The following is a 16,965-nucleotide window of genomic DNA, read 5'->3' as shown; positions in this document are numbered from 1 at the left end:
GATCGTGTTCGGCGTTGGTGATGAAGCGCTTCACGCCCTCGATGTGCCAGCTGCCGTCCTCCTGCCGGACGGCCGTCGTGCGGCCGGCGCCGACGTCCGAGCCCGCGTCCGGCTCGGTCAGCACCATGGTCGCTCCCCAGCGCCGGTCCACCATCGCCCGCGCGATGGCGCGCTGCTCCTCGGTGCCCAGGTCGAAGACGACCCGGGCGAAGCTCGGACCGCCCGCGTACATCCACAGGGCCGGGTTGGCGCCGAGGATCATCTCGGCGAACGCCCAGTACAGCGTGGGAGGCGCGTTGGTGCCGCCCAGCTCGGCCGGGAGCGCGAGCCGCCACCACTCGGCGTCCATGAACGTGTCGTACGCCTTCTTGAACGACTCCGGCAACGGCGCCGTGTGCGTGTCGGGGTGGAAGACCGGAGGGTTGCGGTCGGCCTCGATCGCCGAGTCGGCGAGCGCGTGGACGGCGAGCCGCTCGACCTCGCCGAGGATGTCCTCGGCCGTCGCCACGTCGATCTCGGCGAAGGGTCCGGTGCCGTACACCGAGCCCCTGTCCAGGACCTCGAAGAGGGTGAACCGCAGGTCGCGCAGGTTGGAGAGGTAGTGGCCCATGGTGCGTCAACTCCGCTGAAGAAGGACGGACGTTACCGCCGGTGCAGAGGCCGGTGCGACCACTGGCCCGGGCGCTTGCGGCCCAGGATGCTACTTACTAGTAGGACATCGCAACGGTCCACCGAGAGGCGTGCGCCAACTGGCAGGTTCCTGCCCGGCGTTTCCCCTGGACGCCGCAGCGGCGCCTCAGGACCGCGGCAGGACGCAGGCCGTCACGACCAGCCCGTCCTCGGCGAGCCAGCTCCCCGGGAAGCGCCGCGGCCCGACCGGGTGCCCCGTCGTCAGCACGCGGGCGTCGAACGTCCCCCGTGCGGCGTCGATCGTGACCGTCGCGTCCTGGAAACCGAGCCACCCGCGCGTGAGCGGGAACCACGCCTTGTACAGGGACTCCTTGGCCGAGAACAGGACCAGGTCCCACCGCCGGTCCGGACGGGCCCGCCCCAGCTCCGCCAGCTGCTCCAGCTCCTCGGGGCGGGCGATCGCCCGCAGGGTGTCCGGCCGGATCGCGCGGTCCGACTCCGCGTCGATGCCCAGGGCCGCCACGTCGCCCACCCGGGCGACGGCCGCCGCCCGGTACCCGTCGCAGTGCGTCATGCTCCCCACCACGCCGTCCGGCCAGCGCGGCGCCCCCACCGCGTCCGGGAGGAGCGCGGCGGGTGCGTGGCCGAGCAGGCCGAGGGCGCGGCGGGCGCAGTGCCGGACGGTGAGGAACTCGCCCCGACGGGCGGCGTTCGACCCCGCCGCCGCCAGGGCCCGCGCCTCCTCCTCGAAGGCGAGGGGACCGGGATCGTCGGAGAGGGAATGCGCCGACACGACGGGTGGGGGGAGTATCCGACCGATCACCGGCAGGACCGTACCAGGCGCCGCCCGGCCGTCGCCCGGAGGTTCACGGCCGGTGCCCGGCGCCGTGGTGCGCGGCGAGGTACGTGTCGATCTCCGCCGTCAGCGCGGTCTTCGCCGGCTGCTCCAGGAACGACGCCTCCACCGCGTTCTTCGCCAGCGCCGCGACGCCGGCGGCGTCCAGGTCCAGCAGTCGGGCGGCGATCCCGTACTCGGTGTTCAGGTCCGTGCCGAACATCGGCGGGTCGTCGCTGTTGATCGTGACCAGCAGGCCCGCGTCGACCATCTCGCGCAGCGGGTGCAGTTCCATGCGCTCCACCGCCCGCGTCGCGATGTTCGACGTCGGGCAGACCTCCAGCGGAATCCGCCGCTCCGCCAGGTGCTCCAGGAGCCGGGGGTCCTGCGGCGCGCTCGTACCGTGGCCGATGCGCTCGGCGTGCAGGTGGGTCAGGGCGTCCCAGATCGTGCCCGGGCCCGTCGTCTCGCCCGCGTGCGGCACGCTGCGCAGGCCCTCGGCGACGGCGCGGTCGAAGTACGGCTGGAACTGCGGTCGCGGCACACCGATCTCCGGGCCGCCGAGCCCGAAGGAGACCAGGCCGTCCGGACGCAGCTCGCACGCCTGCCGGACCGTCTCCTCGGCGGCCTCCAGCCCGGCCTCGCCCGGGATGTCGAAGCACCAGCGCAGCGTGACGCCCAGCTCGGTGCCCGCGGCCTTCCGGGCGTCCTCGATGGCCTCCATGAAGGCCACGTCGGGGATGCCGCGCCGGGTCGAGCTGAACGGCGTGACCGTCAGCTCCGCGTAGCGGATGTTCTGACCGGCCATCTCCCGCGCGATCTCGTAGGTCAGCAACCGCACGTCCTCGGCGTCCCGGACGAGGTCCACGACGGAGAGGTAGATCTCGACGAAGTGGGCGAAGTCCCGGAAGACGAAGAACTCGGCCAGGGCCTCCTCGTCGGCGGGCACCCGGCTGTCCGGGTGCCGGGCCGCGAGCTCCGCGACGATCCGGGGGGAGGCCGAGCCGACGTGGTGCACGTGCAGCTCCGCCTTGGGCAGGCCCGCGATGAAGCCGGACAGCTCGTCGGGGATCGTCAGGTCGGTGAGGTCGGACAAGGGTGCACCTTTCGGAGAAAGCAGCGGCCCGTGAAGGCCGCCCGCCATCGTATGCCCGGTGCGCGGGGGCGGCTTACGATGAACGGCCGCAGCGGAGCCGGGAGGACGCATGTCGCAGTACGAGGGCCGGGACGGCGGCCAGGGCGGGCCCGACCCCTGGGCTCCTCCCGGCGCGCGAACACCCCTGGCCGAGGCGGGGACGCCGCCACCGGTCGGCGGGCCGCCGACGGTCGCCGACGTCCCCCCGCCGTCGGGCGACCCGGGCGGTGGCGCCGCCCGGGTGCCGCCCGTGCCGCCCGCACCCGCGCCGCCGCCGAACGCCCTGCCCCCGCTCGGCGGACCGTACGCCCCGGCCGGCTGGCCGCCGTCGCCGGGCCCCGTCCCGGTGGGCCAGGCGTTCCGGGGCCCTGGCCCCGGGCCCGGGTACGCCCCCAACGCCTACCCGCCCGGGGGCCCGTGGCCGCCCCCGCCGCGCACCAGCGGCATCTGCACGGCGGCGATGGTGCTGGGCATCGTGGGCACGTGCCTGGCGCTGACGGTCATCGGCTCCGTGGTCGGCATCGTGTGCGGTCCGGTCGCGATCTGCCTCGGCGCCGTGGCGGGACGTCGCGTCCGGCGGGGTGAGGCGCACGGCTCGGGCCAGGCCACCGCCGGCCTCGTGCTCGGCATCGTCGGCACGCTGCTCTCGGCCGTCATCGTCGCCCTGATGGTGGCCGGTTTCATGGCCGAGGAGGACGGGTCGGACCCCTACGGAGACCCGTACGAGGGCTACAACGCCGTCACCGCCGCGCCGCTGACGCCCGGGACGCCCGGTGCGTCCGCCGTCAGTCCCCCGCCGTCAGGGCCGGAGTGGCGCGGGTGAGGACCTCGCCGCGGAAGAACGCCGGGCTGCGGCGCTGCATGGCGAGCATGAGCACGCCGCCCACCAGCAGCAGGCCCACACCGATGACGAAGACGCTGCCCACGCCGGCGATGGCGCTCCCGCTGCCGTAGGCCGGGTCCCACATGTCGACGAGCGTCTTGAAGAACACCGCCGTCAGCAGCACGCCGCCGAGGAACGGCAGCACGCCCTTGGTGACGGCGTCCCGGGCTCCCCGGCGCAGGTCGTGGCGGAAGTGCCACACGCAGGCGAAGGCGGTCAGCGCGTAGTAGAAGCAGATCATCAGGCCGAGCGCGTAGATCGTGTCGATGAGCACGTTCTCGCTGACCAGGGCCATCACCGCGTAGAAGGCACCCGTCGCCAGGCCGGCCGCGACGGTCGCCCGGCCGGGCGTCCGGAAGCGCGGGTGGACCCTGGCGAACGAGGAGGGGAACGCCTGGTAGGTGCTCATCGCGAGCATCGTGCGCGCCGCCGGGAGGAAGGTCGTCTGCAGGCTCGCCGCCGCGCTCGCTACGACCGCGAGGAAGAGCAGGACGCCGAGGGGGCCCATCACCGGCCCGGCCAGGACGGCGAAGACGTTGTCGGACGTGTCCGGGTTGCCGAGGCCGAGACCGGTGGTGCCCGTCCCGGCGAACATCAGTGCCGCGACGGCGGTCAGCAGGTAGGAGGCGACGAGGACCACGATGGAGATCATCGCGGCCCTGCCGGGCGTGGTGGAACTGCCGGTGGTCTCCTCGTTGACCGTCAGGCTGGTGTCCCAGCCCCAGTAGATGAAGATCGACAGGGACAGTCCGGCGGTGAACGCGGAGAACGAGGTGACGGAGAACGGGTCGAACCAGGTGAGGGAGAACTCCGGGGCCGTGGGCGCCGCCCCGTCGCCCGCCTTGGCGAAGGCCATGGCGACGAACAGCGCCAGCACGACCATCTGCAGGGTGACCAGGGCGTACTGGAACCACTTGGTGGCCGTCATCCCCCGGTAGCTGATCGCGGTCGCGACGGCGATGAAGGCCAGGACGGTGACGACGTGGCCGGCGGTGGAGTCGCCGAAGCGCAGCAGCGCCTCGCTCCCGGTCAGCTCCCCGAGGAGGAGGTAGAAGAACTCGGCGGCGACCCCGGCGAGGTTCGACAGCACGATGACGGTCGCGATGACCAGGCCCCAGCCGGTCATCCAGCCGATTCTGGGGCCGAGCGCCTTCACCGTCCAGGTGAAGGAGGTGCCGCAGTCGGGGACGGCCCGGTTGAGTTCCCGGTAGGCGAAGGCGACCAGGAGCATGGGGAGGAAGCCGGCGAGGAAGACGGCGGGCATCTGCGGCCCGACCTCGCCCACGGTGGGGCCGAGGGTGCTGGTGAGGCAGTACACGGGGGCGACGGTGGAGAGACCGATGACGGCGCTGCCGAAAAGACCCACGGAATTCCTGTGCAGTCCTTTGGGCCGGATCTCCTCCGGTGACGCCGCGCTACGCGCTATCCCTCCGGCCGGGCGCTGGTTGACGAGCTGTGGCATGGTCCGGACGCTATAGCGTGCTGGATCCGTAGCGGCCGTTCCGCTCATCGCCACCGGATGCCTTCCGAATACCTGAAATTCACCTCCCCCGCCTCAGATCGACAGGCGATGTCCTCGTCGTGCCCATGTCTTCGTAGGTGGTCTTCTCCCGTTTCCGGATTGCGGTAATCGCACCGTGTCCGGTTTGGGGTGGTCGTAAAAATTCCGTCGTGACGTTGGGCGGTCGCCCCGTGACGGTGCACGCCGCCGTCGCCGCGCCCCGAACGCACCGCTCGGGACGTCATGACGGGCTACACGTCGTCGGGCCCGCCCCGCCGTCCGTCGTCCGAGCGGCCGTCCCCTCCGCCGTGCGGAACGAAATCCTCATCTCTCCGGCGGCGACGGGCCGGCGGGTGCGAGGCGTTCACGGCGGCGGCGACCCCGGCGAGCAGCAGCCCGCCGAGACACCAGCTCGCCACCACGTCCAGCGGCCAGTGGTAGGCGCGGCGTACCAGCCCGGCCCCCACCCACAGCGTCAGCAGCGCCGCGGTGGCGCCCAGGGCGCGGCGGGCCCCGGCCCGCCGCAGGAGGGGCAGGAGGACGAGTGCCGCCGCCCCGTAGCCGACGGCGGCCGTCGCCGCGTGGCCGGAGGGGAAGTAGCCCTCGCCGCCGAGCGGGCCGGCCCGGTCGAACAGGGCCTTGAGCGGGAGGACGAGCAGGGGGACGGCCGCCATCGCCGCGAGGGCGGCGGCGGGTGGCAGGAGGCGGCGCCCGCGGACGTACGCGAGGACGAGTGCCACCAGGAGGACGGGGACGGCGACGTGGACGTGGCCGAGGTCGGCGCCCCACTCCGCCGGAGTGCCGGCCGCGGCGGGGGAACGCGGATCGGTCTGGCGCCACGCACGCGACAGCCGCTCGTCGGCGTCGAGCAGGGGCCCCGGCACGGCGACCTGAAGACTCAGCACGGCGAGGAGCAGCAGACAACCCACGGCGGTGACCAGCACGGCCGTCGAGGCGCCGGCGCGGCGCTGCGGCGAGCGGACGGCGAACGGCCGCCCGGGAACAGGGGGGAGTATTCCCGGACGGCCGTGGCCCCGACCGGTCACCGCGCGCCCCGGGGGGTGTGGGGCGTGCGGCGGTCCGACCGGAGTGCTGCCTGCGCCGCGGCGCAGCCCCGGTACCGGGCGAGGCTCGCCGGTCCCGGGGTGCCCGCAGTCCCGCGCGGGCGGTGTGTGCCGTACATCCGGATCCGACACTACGTCACCGGCGTGCGGCGTGGGGAGGCCGATAACCGAACGGCCATGGGCCTCCCACATCTCCTTCACCGCGCGACCGGCGCGGCGGACGGGGACGCGCCCGGGGACGGCCCGGGGACGCGCCCTCGCTCAGGCCAGTTCGGCGAACGCGCTCTCCAGCACGTCCAGGCCCTCGCCCAGCAGCTCCTCGCCGATGACCAGCGGCGGCAGGAAGCGGATGACGTTGCCGTAGGTGCCGGTGGTGAGGATGAGGAGACCGGCCTGGTGGCACGCCTTGGCGACCTTGCCCGTCAGCTCGGCGTCCGGCTCCTTGGTCCCGGGCTTGACCAGCTCGATCGCGATCATCGCGCCCCGGCCCCGGACGTCGCCGATGGCGGGGTGGTTCTCGGCGATCTTGGCCAGCCGGGGCTTCATGATCTCCTCGATGCGCTTGGCCTTCGCGTTGAGGTCCAGCTCCCGCATGGTCGCGATGGCCCCGAGCGCACCGGCGCACGCCACCGGGTTGCCGCCGTAGGTGCCGCCCAGGCCGCCCGCGTGGGCGGCGTCCATGATCTCCGCGCGGCCGGTGACCGCCGCCAGCGGCAGCCCGCCGGCGATGCCCTTCGCCGTGGTGATCAGGTCCGGCACGATGCCCTCGTCCTCACACGCGAACCACTGGCCCGTGCGGCAGAATCCGGACTGGATCTCGTCCGCCACGAACACGATGCCGTTGGCCTTCGCGAACTCGGCGATGCGCGGCAGGAAGCCCTTGGCGGGCTCGATGAAGCCGCCCTCGCCCAGCACCGGCTCGATGACGATGGCGGCGACGTTCTCCGCGCCGACCTGCTTGGAGATCTGGTCGATCGCCTGCGCCGCGGCCTCCTCGGCGCAGTTCTCCGGGCCGGTCAGCCAGCGGTAGGGGTAGGCGACCGGCACCCGGTAGACCTCGGGGGCGAACGGGCCGAAGCTGTGCTTGTACGGCATGCTCTTCGACGTCAGCGCCATGGTGAGGTTCGTGCGCCCGTGGTAGCCGTGGTCGAAGACGACGACGGCCTGCCGCCCGGTGTGGGCGCGGGCGATCTTCACCGCGTTCTCCACGGCCTCCGCGCCGGAGTTGAACAGCGCCGACTTCTTGGCGTGGTCGCCCGGCGTCAGGGCCGCCAGTTCCTCGGCGACCTTCACGTACCCCTCGTAGGGGGTGACCATGAAGCACGTGTGGGTGAAGTCCGCGAGCTGCGCGGTCGCCTCGCGCACGACGGCCTCGGCGCTGGCGCCCACCGAGGTCACGGCGATGCCGGAGCCGAAGTCGATGAGGTGGTTGCCGTCGACGTCCTCGACGACGCCGCCGCCGGCCCGGCGCACGTACACCGGCAGCACGTTGCCGACGCCGTCGGCGACCGCGGCCTGCTTGCGCGCGTGCAGCTCCTGCGACTTCGGGCCGGGGATCGCGGTGACGACGCGGCGCTCCTGCGCGGGCGTCGAAGAGGTGGAGGTCATCGCACTCTCCTTGAGGTGTTTCGGCGGGGAAGAAAACGGAAGAAAGTGTGTGGGTCGCTCCTCGCAGGCTAGGGGCAGCCGTCGGGGCGTGACATGCACCGCTGCGGAAAATTCGGCAGGGCGTGTTGGCCACGGCGGACAGGTCCCGCCACGCCGCCCCGAGGGCGGGCGGCAGGGTCTACATTGGGGCCGCGACACCCACAACGGCGGGCTGGCAGGGGGCGGAACGGCAGATGAGCGCGGACGGCGGCGCGGGCGGCGGGCTGTACGGCACGGCACCGGGCGGCGGTGATCCGCGCACCCGGCACAGCTCCGCCCCGCCCGGACCCGCCCGACCCGCCTCCGCCGGAGGCATGGCGGTGCCCCCGCCCCCGGCCGCGCCGCCCATGCCCCGGCAGGCGCCCCGGGAGGCGCTCGCCCCCCTGGTGACCTGGCTCCGCACCCCCCGGCCCGAGGCCGCCCCCGGCATCTGGCGCTACGGCCACCGGCCCCGGCCGGCCGAGGAACCGGAGGACGTGCCGGAGCGGCAGCTCCTCGGCGGGGCGCTGCTGGCCCTGCTGTGCGCGCTGCTGGTCGGCTCGCTGAGTGTCAACGAGTACCTCCCGTTCGTCTCCTGGATCTACGCGGCGCTGCCCACCTCCTGGTACGACGGGGGCGGCTCGGCCTCCCTCGTGCTGCTGCTCGCCTGGACGGTGCACCTGCTCGTCCTGCTGCCGGTCGTGTGGCTCGCCGGACGCTACGGCCGCTGGCCCCGGGTCCTGCGGCGGTACGCCTCGCCGCGCTGGCGGCGGCGCGGTGCGGTGCTCGCCAGGGCGGGTGGCGCCGTCCGCCCCTACCGCAGGGCCCTCCTCGCCCTGCTCGCCGCCGCCGTGGTGTGGGTGCTGTGCTTCAGCGACGGCGGCTGGACGTTCTGGCTCGCCCCGCTGGACTGGCTCACCCCCGACAGCTGGCGCGAACCGGTGCAGACGACGCCCTACGTCGTCGCCTACAACGTCTACTACGTCCTCTTCACGCTCCTGCTCCTCCTCCTCGCGGCCAAGGCGGGCGGCTGGCGGCGGCTGCGGCGCCGCCGGCCGACCCGGCCCGAGGCCGAGCCGTGGACCCCGATGCCCGAGCGCTCCACCGACGCCCTGCCGGACGAGTGGCCCGAGCTGCGCGCCGCCGGGCTCACCGAGCCCGCCGACCGGCTCACCGCCGACGTGCGCGGCGGCCGGGCGAGCGACCTGGACTACGTCCGCGTCGAACGCGTCTGGCGCACGGTGCGCTCCCGGCCCGACGCGCTCCCCGCCTTCGCCGAAGCGGTGCGCGAGCGCGGCGCGGCGGCCTTCCTCCACCCCTCCGGCGCCCGCGACCTGTCCGTCCGCACCGCCGCCCACGACCTGCTGACCGGCCAGGTGCGCATCGGCCGCGCCCTGGACGACCGCCGCAACCCGTACCGGCACCGGGACTGCGCGCTGGCCCTCAGCCCCGCGCTGCTCGGCACGTCGCTGCTGGCCGTGGGCCCGCCCGGGTCCGGCAAGACCGGCCGGATCGTGCGGCCCGCCGTCGAGGCGCTCTGCCTGCAGGCCCTCGCGGGCCGCGCCGCCGTCGTCGCCGTCGGGACGGCCCGCGCCGCCCTCGCCCCGGACGACGCCTTCGACGTCGTCGTCCGGCTCGGCGACCCCCGCTCCACCCACGACCTCGACCCCTACGGCGGCACGACGGACCCGGACGAGGCGGCGGCCCTCCTCACCGAGGCCCTGATCGGCCCGGACGCCGCCGACCGCCGCGCCGCGTCCGCCGCCCTCGCCCAGCTCCTCGGCCCCTACCGGGCCGCCCACGGGCACTTCCCGCCGCTGCGCGACCTGCGCGACCTGCTGGACGGGGACGCCGTCGCCGTGGCCGGGCTGCGCGAGGCGCTGGACGCGGCCGGGGAGTTCGGGCAGCAGCGCGAGCTCGACGCGCGCTCCCGGAACGCGGGCCGGCCCGGCGACCCGGGCACGCTCCTCGCCGACCGGCTGGCGGTGCTGCTGCGCCCGGCGTTCGACGGCTTCTTCGGGGGCGGCACCGGCCGCGGCGGCGGTCCGCAGCCGTTCTCGCCGCGTACCCTCCAGCACCCGTTGCGCGTCCGCGTGGACCTCCCCGAACGCGGCCACGCCGAGGCGTCGCGCATCCTCTCCCGGCTGATCCTCGCCCAGTTCACCGCCGGTGTGGCGGCGCGCGAGGACCGCTCGCTGTTCGCCTGCCTCGTGCTGGACGACGCCGAGCACACCGTCACCCCGGACGCCGTGCGGGGGCTGCGGCAGCTGCGCTCGGCCAACGCCGGGGCGGTCCTGACGCTGCGCACCCTCGACGACGTGCCCGAGGCGCTGCGCGCCGCGCTCATCGGCACCGTCGGCTGCAAGGTCGTCCTCTCCGGCGTCACCACCTGGGACGGCGAGGTCTTCGCCCGTGCCTGGGGCCAGGACTGGGTGGAGACCGAGGACGTCACCCGCAACCCCGACTTCTCCGGCGGCGGCCTGAAGCGCGCGGTGCGTGCCGTCCGGACGGCGTTCACCGGGGTCCGCGCCACGACGACCTCCGTCACCGTCCGGAAGGTGCAGCGGGAGCGGTGGTCGGCCTCGGACCTGGCCCACCACGTGCCCCCGGGCCACGCCGTGCTGTCGCTGACCTCGGTCGACGGCGAGGCCGGGCCCCCGTTGCTGGCCCGACTGGGCGGCGGCGGGGGACGGCCCAGAGCTGTACGCTGAGGCCAAGTCGGCGGGTGCCCGCGCTACCGTGCGGACAAGAGCCGCCGCACGTCCCCAGCCCGATCGGTTCCGCGCGATGCAGCCCACCCTCGCCTCCCTCGTCCAGCACTCCGCCCTCAAGCTGACCGTGCTCGCCGGCTCCGACCGGCTGGACGCGCCGGTGCGCTGGGCGCAGGTGAGCGAGCTGACCGACCCGGTCCCCTACCTCGACGGCGGGGAGCTGCTGCTCGTCACGGCGATGAAGCTCGACGCGGAGGATCCGGCGGCGATGGCCGCCTACGTCCGCCGACTGGTGGCCGCCGGGGTCGTGGGTCTCGGGTTCGCGGCCGGCGTCAACTACGAGCGCGTCCCGGCCGCACTGGTCGCCGCCGCCCGCGCCGAGGACTTCCCCCTGCTGGAGGTGCCCCGGCGGACGCCGTTCATCGCGATCACCAAGGCCGTCTCCGCCGCCATCGCGGCCGAGCAGTACCGCTCGGTGACCGCCGGGTTCGAGGCCCAGCGGGAGCTGACCCGGGCGGCGCTGTCCGCCGAGGGGCCCGCCGCCCTGCTGGCCCGCCTCGCCACGCACGTCGGCGGCTGGGCCGCGCTGTTCGACGTCTCCGGCGCGCTGGTGGCGGCGGCCCCGTCCTGGGCCGCGCGCCGCGCCGCCCGGCTCACCGCCGACGTCGAGCGGCTGCGCGACCGGCCCGCCCCCGCCAGCGCGGTCGTCAGCGCGGAGGACGGGGACGACCGCGTCGAGCTGCAGTCCGTGGGCGGCTCCCGCCGCACCCGGGCCGTCCTGGCGGTCGGCACGGACGCGCCCCCCGGCACCGCGGCCCGGTACGCCGTCAACTCCGCCGTCGCCCTGCTCACCCTCACCACCGAACGCTCCCGCGCGCTCCAGGCCGCCGAACAGCGTCTGGGCGGCGCGCTCGTGCGCCTGCTGCGCGGCGGCGCGGCCGGGCACGCCCACGACGTCGCGGGTCCGCTGTACGGCGCGCTCCTCGACGGTCCGCTGCGCGTCGTCCTCGCCGAGGACACCACCGGCCGTCCAGGGCCGCCGACCCCGCAGGCACCGGAGGCGCTGGACGCGCTGGCCGAGGTGGTCGAGTCCGGTGCCGCGCGCCGGGGGGAGACGGTGCTCACCGCCGCGGACGCCGGCCGCCTGGTCGTCCTGGCGGCGGACGGCGGGGCGGCGCTGGCCGCCTGCGCCCGGCACGCGCGGGCGGTGGGGGAGTCGGTGCTGGCCGTCGGCGTCTCCCCGCCCACCGCCGCGGCGGAGGCGGCCTCCGCGTTCCGGCAGGCCGAACAGGCGCTGTCGGTGGCCCGGCGACGTGGCGTGCCGTTCGTGGAGCACGAGGAGATGGCCGCCGGTTCGGTGCTCCCGCTGCTGGCCGACGACGCCGTCCGGGCCTTCGCCGAGGGCGCCCTGCGGCCCCTGCGCGAGCACGACGCCAGCGGACGCGGTGATCTGGTCGCGTCGCTGCGCGCGTGGCTGTCCCGGCACGGCCAGTGGGACGCCGCCGCCGCCGACCTCGGCGTCCACCGGCACACCCTGCGCTACCGCATGCGGCGCGTCGAGGAGATCCTGGGCCGCTCGCTCGACGACCCCGACGCCCGCATGGAGCTCTGGCTCGCGCTGAAGGCGACGGACACGCGCCCCGGCTGAGGCAGCCCGCAAGCCCGCGCCCAGGGCGCTCGGGGCCCGCGCGGCACCCCTGACGAAACGGCGCGACACGGACCGGCACTGCTCCGTGCCGGACAAGACACACCCCGGCGCGCTGCCCCTAACGTGGCCGACAGGCAACCCATTCCACCCCGACCCGGAAGGCCGGTATCGCAGTGACCGACGCGACTTCCACGCACCCGTTCTGGCTCGCCGGCCGACAGGCGACCGGCGACGACATCCTTGAGGTGACCTCCCCCTGGGACGGCCGGACCGTCGGCCGGGTCAGCGTGCCCACCGACGCCCAGGTCGAGGAGGCGGTGGCGGCGGCCGACGCCGTCGCGGCCGAGTTCTCCGCCGCCCCCGCGCACACCCGCGCGGCGGCGCTCGACCACGTGGTGAAGCGGCTCGGTGAGCGCGCCGAGGAGATCGCCGCGCTGATCAGCGCCGAGAACGGCAAGCCCGTGAAGTGGGCCCGGGGCGAGGTCGCCCGCTGCGTGTCCGTCTTCCGCTGGGCCGCGGACGAGGCGCGCCGCTTCAACAGCGGCGAGGCCCAGCGCCTGGACGCCGACGCGGGCGGCACCGGACGCCTGGCCCTCACCCGCCGTTTCCCGCACGGCCCGGTGCTCGGGATCGCGCCGTTCAACTTCCCGCTCAACCTGTGCGCGCACAAGGTGGCCCCGGCCATCGCCGTCGGCACGCCGATCATCCTCAAGCCCGCCCCGGCCACCCCGCTCTCCGCCCTGGTGCTGGGCGAGCTGCTGGCCGAGACCGAGCTGCCCGCCGGCTCCTGGTCCGTCCTGCCGGTGGCCAACGAGAAGATGCCCGCCCTGGTCCAGGACCCGCGGCTGCCCATCATCTCCTTCACCGGCTCCGAGCCGGTCGGCTTCGCCATCCTCGACTCCGTGCCGCGCAAGCGCGTCACCCTGGAGCTCGGCGGCAACGGGGCCGCCGTCGTCCTCGCCGACTTCGCCTCCGACGCCGACCTGGACTTCGCCGCGCAGCGCATCGCCACCTTCTCCAACTACCAGGGCGGCCAGTCCTGCATCTCGGTGCAGCGCGTCATCGCCGACGCGTCCGTTTACGACCGGCTCGTGCCGCGCGTCGTCGCCGCCGTGGAGGCCCTGCACACCGGCGACCCCTCCGACGCGGCCACCGACGTCGGCCCGCTCGTCAGCGAGGACGCCGCACAGCGGGTGGAGACCTGGGTCCAGGAGGCCGTCGACGCCGGAGCCCGGCTGCTGACCGGTGGCAAGCGTGACGGGGCCACCTACGCCCCGACCGCGCTGGAGAACGTTCCCGCCGACACCCGGCTGGGCCGCGAGGAGGTCTTCGGCCCGGTCATGACCTTCACCCGGGTCGAGGGGGAGGCGGAGGCGTTCGCCGCCGTCAACGACTCCAAGTACGGCCTCCAGGCGGGCGTCTTCACCCACGACGTCCAGGCGGCGTTCCGGGCCCACCGCGAGCTGGAGGTCGGCGGCGTGATCGTCGGCGACGTCCCCTCCTACCGCGCGGACCAGATGCCCTACGGCGGCGCCAAGCAGTCCGGCGTCGGGCGCGAGGGCGTCCGCTTCGCCATGGAGGACTACACCTACGAGCGCGTCCTCGTGCTCACCGGCATCGCTCTCTGAGCGCACCGCCGCACCACCGCGTCACCGAGCGCTCCGGAACGCCGGGCGGTCCCCTCGGCGGGGGGACGTCCGGCGTTCCGCGCATCCGGGCGCGACGGGGCGCGGGGGAACGACCGAGGGCCGGGTCCGCACCCCACGGGGTGCGGACCCGGCCCTCGGGTGAGCCGATCGTCAGGCGGGCACGATGTTCTCGGCCTGCGGGCCCTTCTGGCCCTGGGTGACGTCGAACGAGACCTTCTGGCCCTCGGTCAGCTCACGGAAGCCCTGGGTGGCGATGTTCGAGTAGTGGGCGAAGACGTCGGCGCCGCCGCCGTCCTGCTGAATGAACCCGAAACCCTTTTCCGAATTGAACCACTTCACGGTGCCGGTAGCCATGTTCATCTCCTTTTCAGGGGGTGCAGAGCGAAAGGCGCCGTTGCGCCTTCCGGGTCGCCGCATTGAGCCCATCCGGAGATGACCGGGAAAACAAAATGCGCCAGAGGGTCACGTCCCGTCCGGCGCACATCACGTTCATGGGTACCAAAACTGCAACTGGTTTCCACCCTAGCACGCACCCCCCGCGAGCATCCGGTGAATCGGGGGCGGCGTTTCCCCATGTCGCCCGGAGGGGCCCGTCCACCGTGTCCGGAGGAGCGGACACAATGGGGGGATGACGGAGATGCTCGCTGACCCGCATGTCAGCTACCCGGTGGGGGACGGTACGCAGGAAGGGCCACGGGATGTCGTCATCCTGGGGTCGACGGGGTCGATCGGCACGCAGGCGATCGACGTCGTGCTGAGCAACCCGGAGCGCTTCCGGGTGACGGGTCTCTCCGCCGCCGGCGGACGGATCGGGCTGCTGGCCGGGCAGGCGCACCGGCTCCAGGTGCGCACGGTCGCCGTCGCACAGGCGGACAGGGCGCCCGAGCTGCGACAGGCTCTGCGCGCGGAGTACGGCCCGGGGGAGCCGATCCCCGAGGTCCTGGCGGGTCCGGACGCGGCGACGGAGCTGGCCGCCTCCCCGTGCCACACCGTGCTCAACGGCATCACCGGTTCCATCGGACTCCGCCCGACGCTCGCCGCGTTGCGGGCGGGCCGCGTCCTGGCGCTGGCCAACAAGGAGTCGCTCATCGTCGGCGGGCCGCTGGTGAAGGCCGTCGCCGCCCCCGGCCAGATCGTGCCGGTGGACTCGGAGCACTCCGCGCTCTTCCAGGCGCTGATGGGCGGGGCGCGGCGCGAGGTGCGCAAACTGCTGGTCACGGCGTCGGGCGGGCCCTTCCGCGGCCGGACGCGCGCCCAGCTGGCGGACGTCACCCCGAAGGAGGCCCTGGCCCACCCGACGTGGGCCATGGGCCCGGTCGTCACGGTCAACTCGGCCACGCTGGTCAACAAGGGGCTGGAGGTGATCGAGGCGCACCTGCTCTACGACGTGCCCTTCGACCGCATCCAGGTGGTGGTCCATCCGCAGTCGGCCATCCACTCGATGGTGGAGTTCACCGACGGATCGACGCTCGCGCAGTGCGGTCCGCCGGACATGCGGCTCCCGATCGCCCTGGGCCTCGGCTGGCCCCGGCGCGTCCCGGACGCGGGCCCCGTCTACGACTGGACGAAGGCCATGAGCTGGGACTTCTACCCGCTGGACGAAGAGGCCTTCCCCTCCGTGCCGATGGCCGCCCACGTCGGCGGGCTCGGCGGCACGGCCCCCGCCGTGTACAACGCGGCCAACGAGGAGTGCGTGGAGGCGTTCCTCACGGGCGGGCTGCCGTTCACCGCAATCATGGATACGGTGACGGCTGTGGTCGAGGAACACGGCACACCCTCACGTGACGCGCTCACCCTGGACGCCGTCCTCGACGCGGAGACGTGGGCGCGCGCACGCGCCCGCGAACTGGCGAGGGGCGCCATGAACACGACAGCGGAGGCCCGCACATGACGACGGCTCTCATGACGATCCTCGGGATAGTCGTCTTCGTTCTGGGCCTGCTCTTCTCCATCGCCTGGCACGAGCTGGGCCACCTGTCCACGGCGAAGATGTTCGGCATCCGCGTCCCGCAGTACATGGTGGGCTTCGGGCCGACGCTGTTCTCGCGCCGCAGGGGCGAGACGGAGTACGGGATCAAGGCGATCCCGCTCGGCGGCTACATCCGCATGATCGGGATGTTCCCGCCCGGCGACGACGGCAAGCTGAAGCAGCGCTCCACCTCCCCGTTCCGCAGCATGATCGAGGACGCCCGCTCGGCGGCCTACGAGGAACTCCGGCCCGGTGACGAGAACCGGCTGTTCTACACGCGCAGGCCGTGGAAGCGCGTGATCGTCATGTTCGCCGGCCCGTTCATGAACCTGATCCTCGCCGTGGCGATCTTCCTCGGGGTGCTGTTGACCTTCGGCATCAACACCACCACGACGACGGTCTCCAGCGTCTCGAAGTGCGTGGTCGCGGCCGACGAGCAGAGCGACACCTGCCCGGAGAACGCGCCGCCCACCCCGGCCAACGCCGCGGGGCTGCTCCCCGGGGACGAGATCGTCGCCTACAACGGGGTGGCGATCACCGAGTGGGACGAGCTCCAGCGGCTCATCCGCGACGGCTCCGGCCAGGTCACCATCACCGTCGAGCGCGACGGCGAGCAGCGGACGCTGACGGCCGAGCCCATCCGGAACACCGTCACCAAGATCGACGAGGACGGGCAGTACGTCCCCGGCGAGTACGTCACGGCCAACTTCCTCGGCTTCGCCCCGGCGAGCGGCGTCGTGCAGCAGACCTTCCCGCAGGCCGTCGACCGCATGGGCCAGATGATGGAGGACGGCGCCGAGGCGCTGGTCGCGGTGCCGTCGAAGATCCCGATGCTGTGGGACGCGGCCTTCAACGGCGGGGAGCGCGCCCAGGACTCCCCGGTGGGGGTCGTCGGGGCCGCCCGGGTGAGCGGCGAGATCGTCGCGCTGGACATCCCGCCCACCCAGCGGGTGGCGATCTTCCTGTTCGTCGTCGCCGCGTTCAACCTCTCGTTGTTCCTCTTCAACATGCTGCCGCTGCTGCCGCTGGACGGCGGCCACATCGCCGGCGCCCTGTGGGAGTCCGTGCGCCGGCTCTTCGCGAAGGTGCTCCGCAGGCCCGACCCGGGCCCGTTCGACGTGGCGAAGCTCATGCCCCTGGCGTACGTCGTGGCGGGCGTCTTCATCTGCTTCACGCTGCTCGTGCTGATCGCCGACGTGGTCAATCCCGTGCGCCTGGCGGGCTGACCCGGCGGCGAAGCGGACACCCCCAGCCCGGCGCCGTCCCCCTTCGGGTACGGCGCCGGGCTCGATGTGCTCCGGCCCCGTGGTGTGC

The 16,965-nt window shown here is 74.0% G+C and carries 13 protein-coding genes; 6 read left to right on the top strand and 7 right to left on the bottom strand.

The window, feature by feature from the left end; genetic code table 11:
* From IF129_RS25075 to IF129_RS25065, 3 genes are all read right to left on the bottom strand, one after another.
* Window positions 1-610: acyl-CoA dehydrogenase family protein (locus IF129_RS25075; RefSeq protein ID WP_191212118.1), on the bottom strand; the 610-nt coding region annotated here is incomplete at its 3' end.
* Between the two features lie 186 nt (window positions 611-796).
* A complete protein-coding gene (locus IF129_RS25070) occupies window positions 797-1,423 on the bottom strand; it encodes a 4'-phosphopantetheinyl transferase family protein (RefSeq protein ID WP_318153934.1) in 627 nt (208 codons plus the stop codon).
* Window positions 1,424-1,496: 73 nt separating this feature from the next.
* Entirely contained in the window at window positions 1,497-2,561 is a 1,065-nt protein-coding gene (locus IF129_RS25065) for an adenosine deaminase (RefSeq protein ID WP_224755548.1), read from the bottom strand.
* Window positions 2,562-2,670: 109 nt separating this feature from the next.
* On the opposite strand from IF129_RS25065, the gene IF129_RS25060 reads away from it, so the two are divergent.
* Entirely contained in the window at window positions 2,671-3,423 is a 753-nt protein-coding gene (locus IF129_RS25060) for a DUF4190 domain-containing protein (RefSeq protein ID WP_191212115.1), read from the top strand.
* Here the strand turns inward: IF129_RS25060 and IF129_RS25055 are convergent.
* The 3 genes from IF129_RS25055 to gabT form a co-directional block, all read right to left on the bottom strand.
* Window positions 3,386-4,945: an APC family permease gene (locus IF129_RS25055; protein WP_191212114.1), complete on the bottom strand. Its 1,560-nt coding sequence runs from the start codon at window positions 4,943-4,945 to the stop codon at window positions 3,386-3,388. The two genes, IF129_RS25060 and IF129_RS25055, sit on opposite strands and share 38 nt — an antisense overlap.
* Window positions 4,946-5,235: 290 nt before the next feature.
* Window positions 5,236-5,928: a phosphatase PAP2 family protein gene (locus tag IF129_RS25050; RefSeq protein ID WP_318153933.1), complete on the bottom strand. Its 693-nt coding sequence runs from the start codon at window positions 5,926-5,928 to the stop codon at window positions 5,236-5,238.
* Between the two features lie 381 nt (window positions 5,929-6,309).
* Window positions 6,310-7,656 carry a 4-aminobutyrate--2-oxoglutarate transaminase gene (gene gabT, locus IF129_RS25045; RefSeq protein ID WP_191212112.1) on the bottom strand — a complete coding sequence of 449 codons (1,347 nt, stop codon included), beginning with the start codon at window positions 7,654-7,656 and terminating at the stop codon, window positions 6,310-6,312.
* Between the two features lie 233 nt (window positions 7,657-7,889).
* Between gabT and IF129_RS25040 the strand changes: the two genes are divergently transcribed.
* The 3 genes from IF129_RS25040 (at window position 7,890) to IF129_RS25030 (ending at window position 13,661) form a co-directional block, all read left to right on the top strand.
* A complete protein-coding gene (locus IF129_RS25040) occupies window positions 7,890-10,385 on the top strand; it encodes an ATP-binding protein (protein ID WP_224755547.1) in 2,496 nt (831 codons plus the stop codon).
* A 76-nt stretch (window positions 10,386-10,461) separates the two neighbouring features.
* Window positions 10,462-12,033, top strand: coding sequence for a PucR family transcriptional regulator (locus IF129_RS25035; RefSeq protein ID WP_191212111.1), 1,572 nt, complete (start codon window positions 10,462-10,464; stop codon window positions 12,031-12,033).
* Between the two features lie 173 nt (window positions 12,034-12,206).
* On the top strand, window positions 12,207-13,661 hold the full coding sequence (locus IF129_RS25030) for an aldehyde dehydrogenase family protein (protein ID WP_191212110.1): 1,455 nt from the start codon (window positions 12,207-12,209) through the stop codon (window positions 13,659-13,661).
* A gap of 171 nt (window positions 13,662-13,832) precedes the next feature.
* Here the strand turns inward: IF129_RS25030 and IF129_RS25025 are convergent, their stop codons facing one another.
* Window positions 13,833-14,036: a cold-shock protein gene (locus IF129_RS25025; protein ID WP_191212109.1), complete on the bottom strand. Its 204-nt coding sequence runs from the start codon at window positions 14,034-14,036 to the stop codon at window positions 13,833-13,835.
* 274 nt (window positions 14,037-14,310) lie between these two features.
* On the opposite strand from IF129_RS25025, the gene dxr reads away from it, so the two are divergent.
* Entirely contained in the window at window positions 14,311-15,573 is a 1,263-nt protein-coding gene (dxr, locus tag IF129_RS25020) for a 1-deoxy-D-xylulose-5-phosphate reductoisomerase (RefSeq protein ID WP_191212108.1), read from the top strand.
* Entirely contained in the window at window positions 15,570-16,877 is a 1,308-nt protein-coding gene (locus IF129_RS25015; RefSeq protein WP_381480907.1) for a M50 family metallopeptidase, read from the top strand. The genes dxr and IF129_RS25015 overlap by 4 nt, the downstream gene beginning before the upstream one ends.
* Window positions 16,878-16,965 lie beyond the last annotated feature (88 nt).

Source organism: Streptomyces chumphonensis, assembly GCF_014779715.1.
Lineage (GTDB): Bacteria > Actinomycetota > Actinomycetes > Streptomycetales > Streptomycetaceae > Streptomyces > Streptomyces chumphonensis.
The sequence above is the reverse complement of the archived record's forward strand: the minus strand, read 5'-3'. Positions and strand labels throughout refer to the sequence as shown.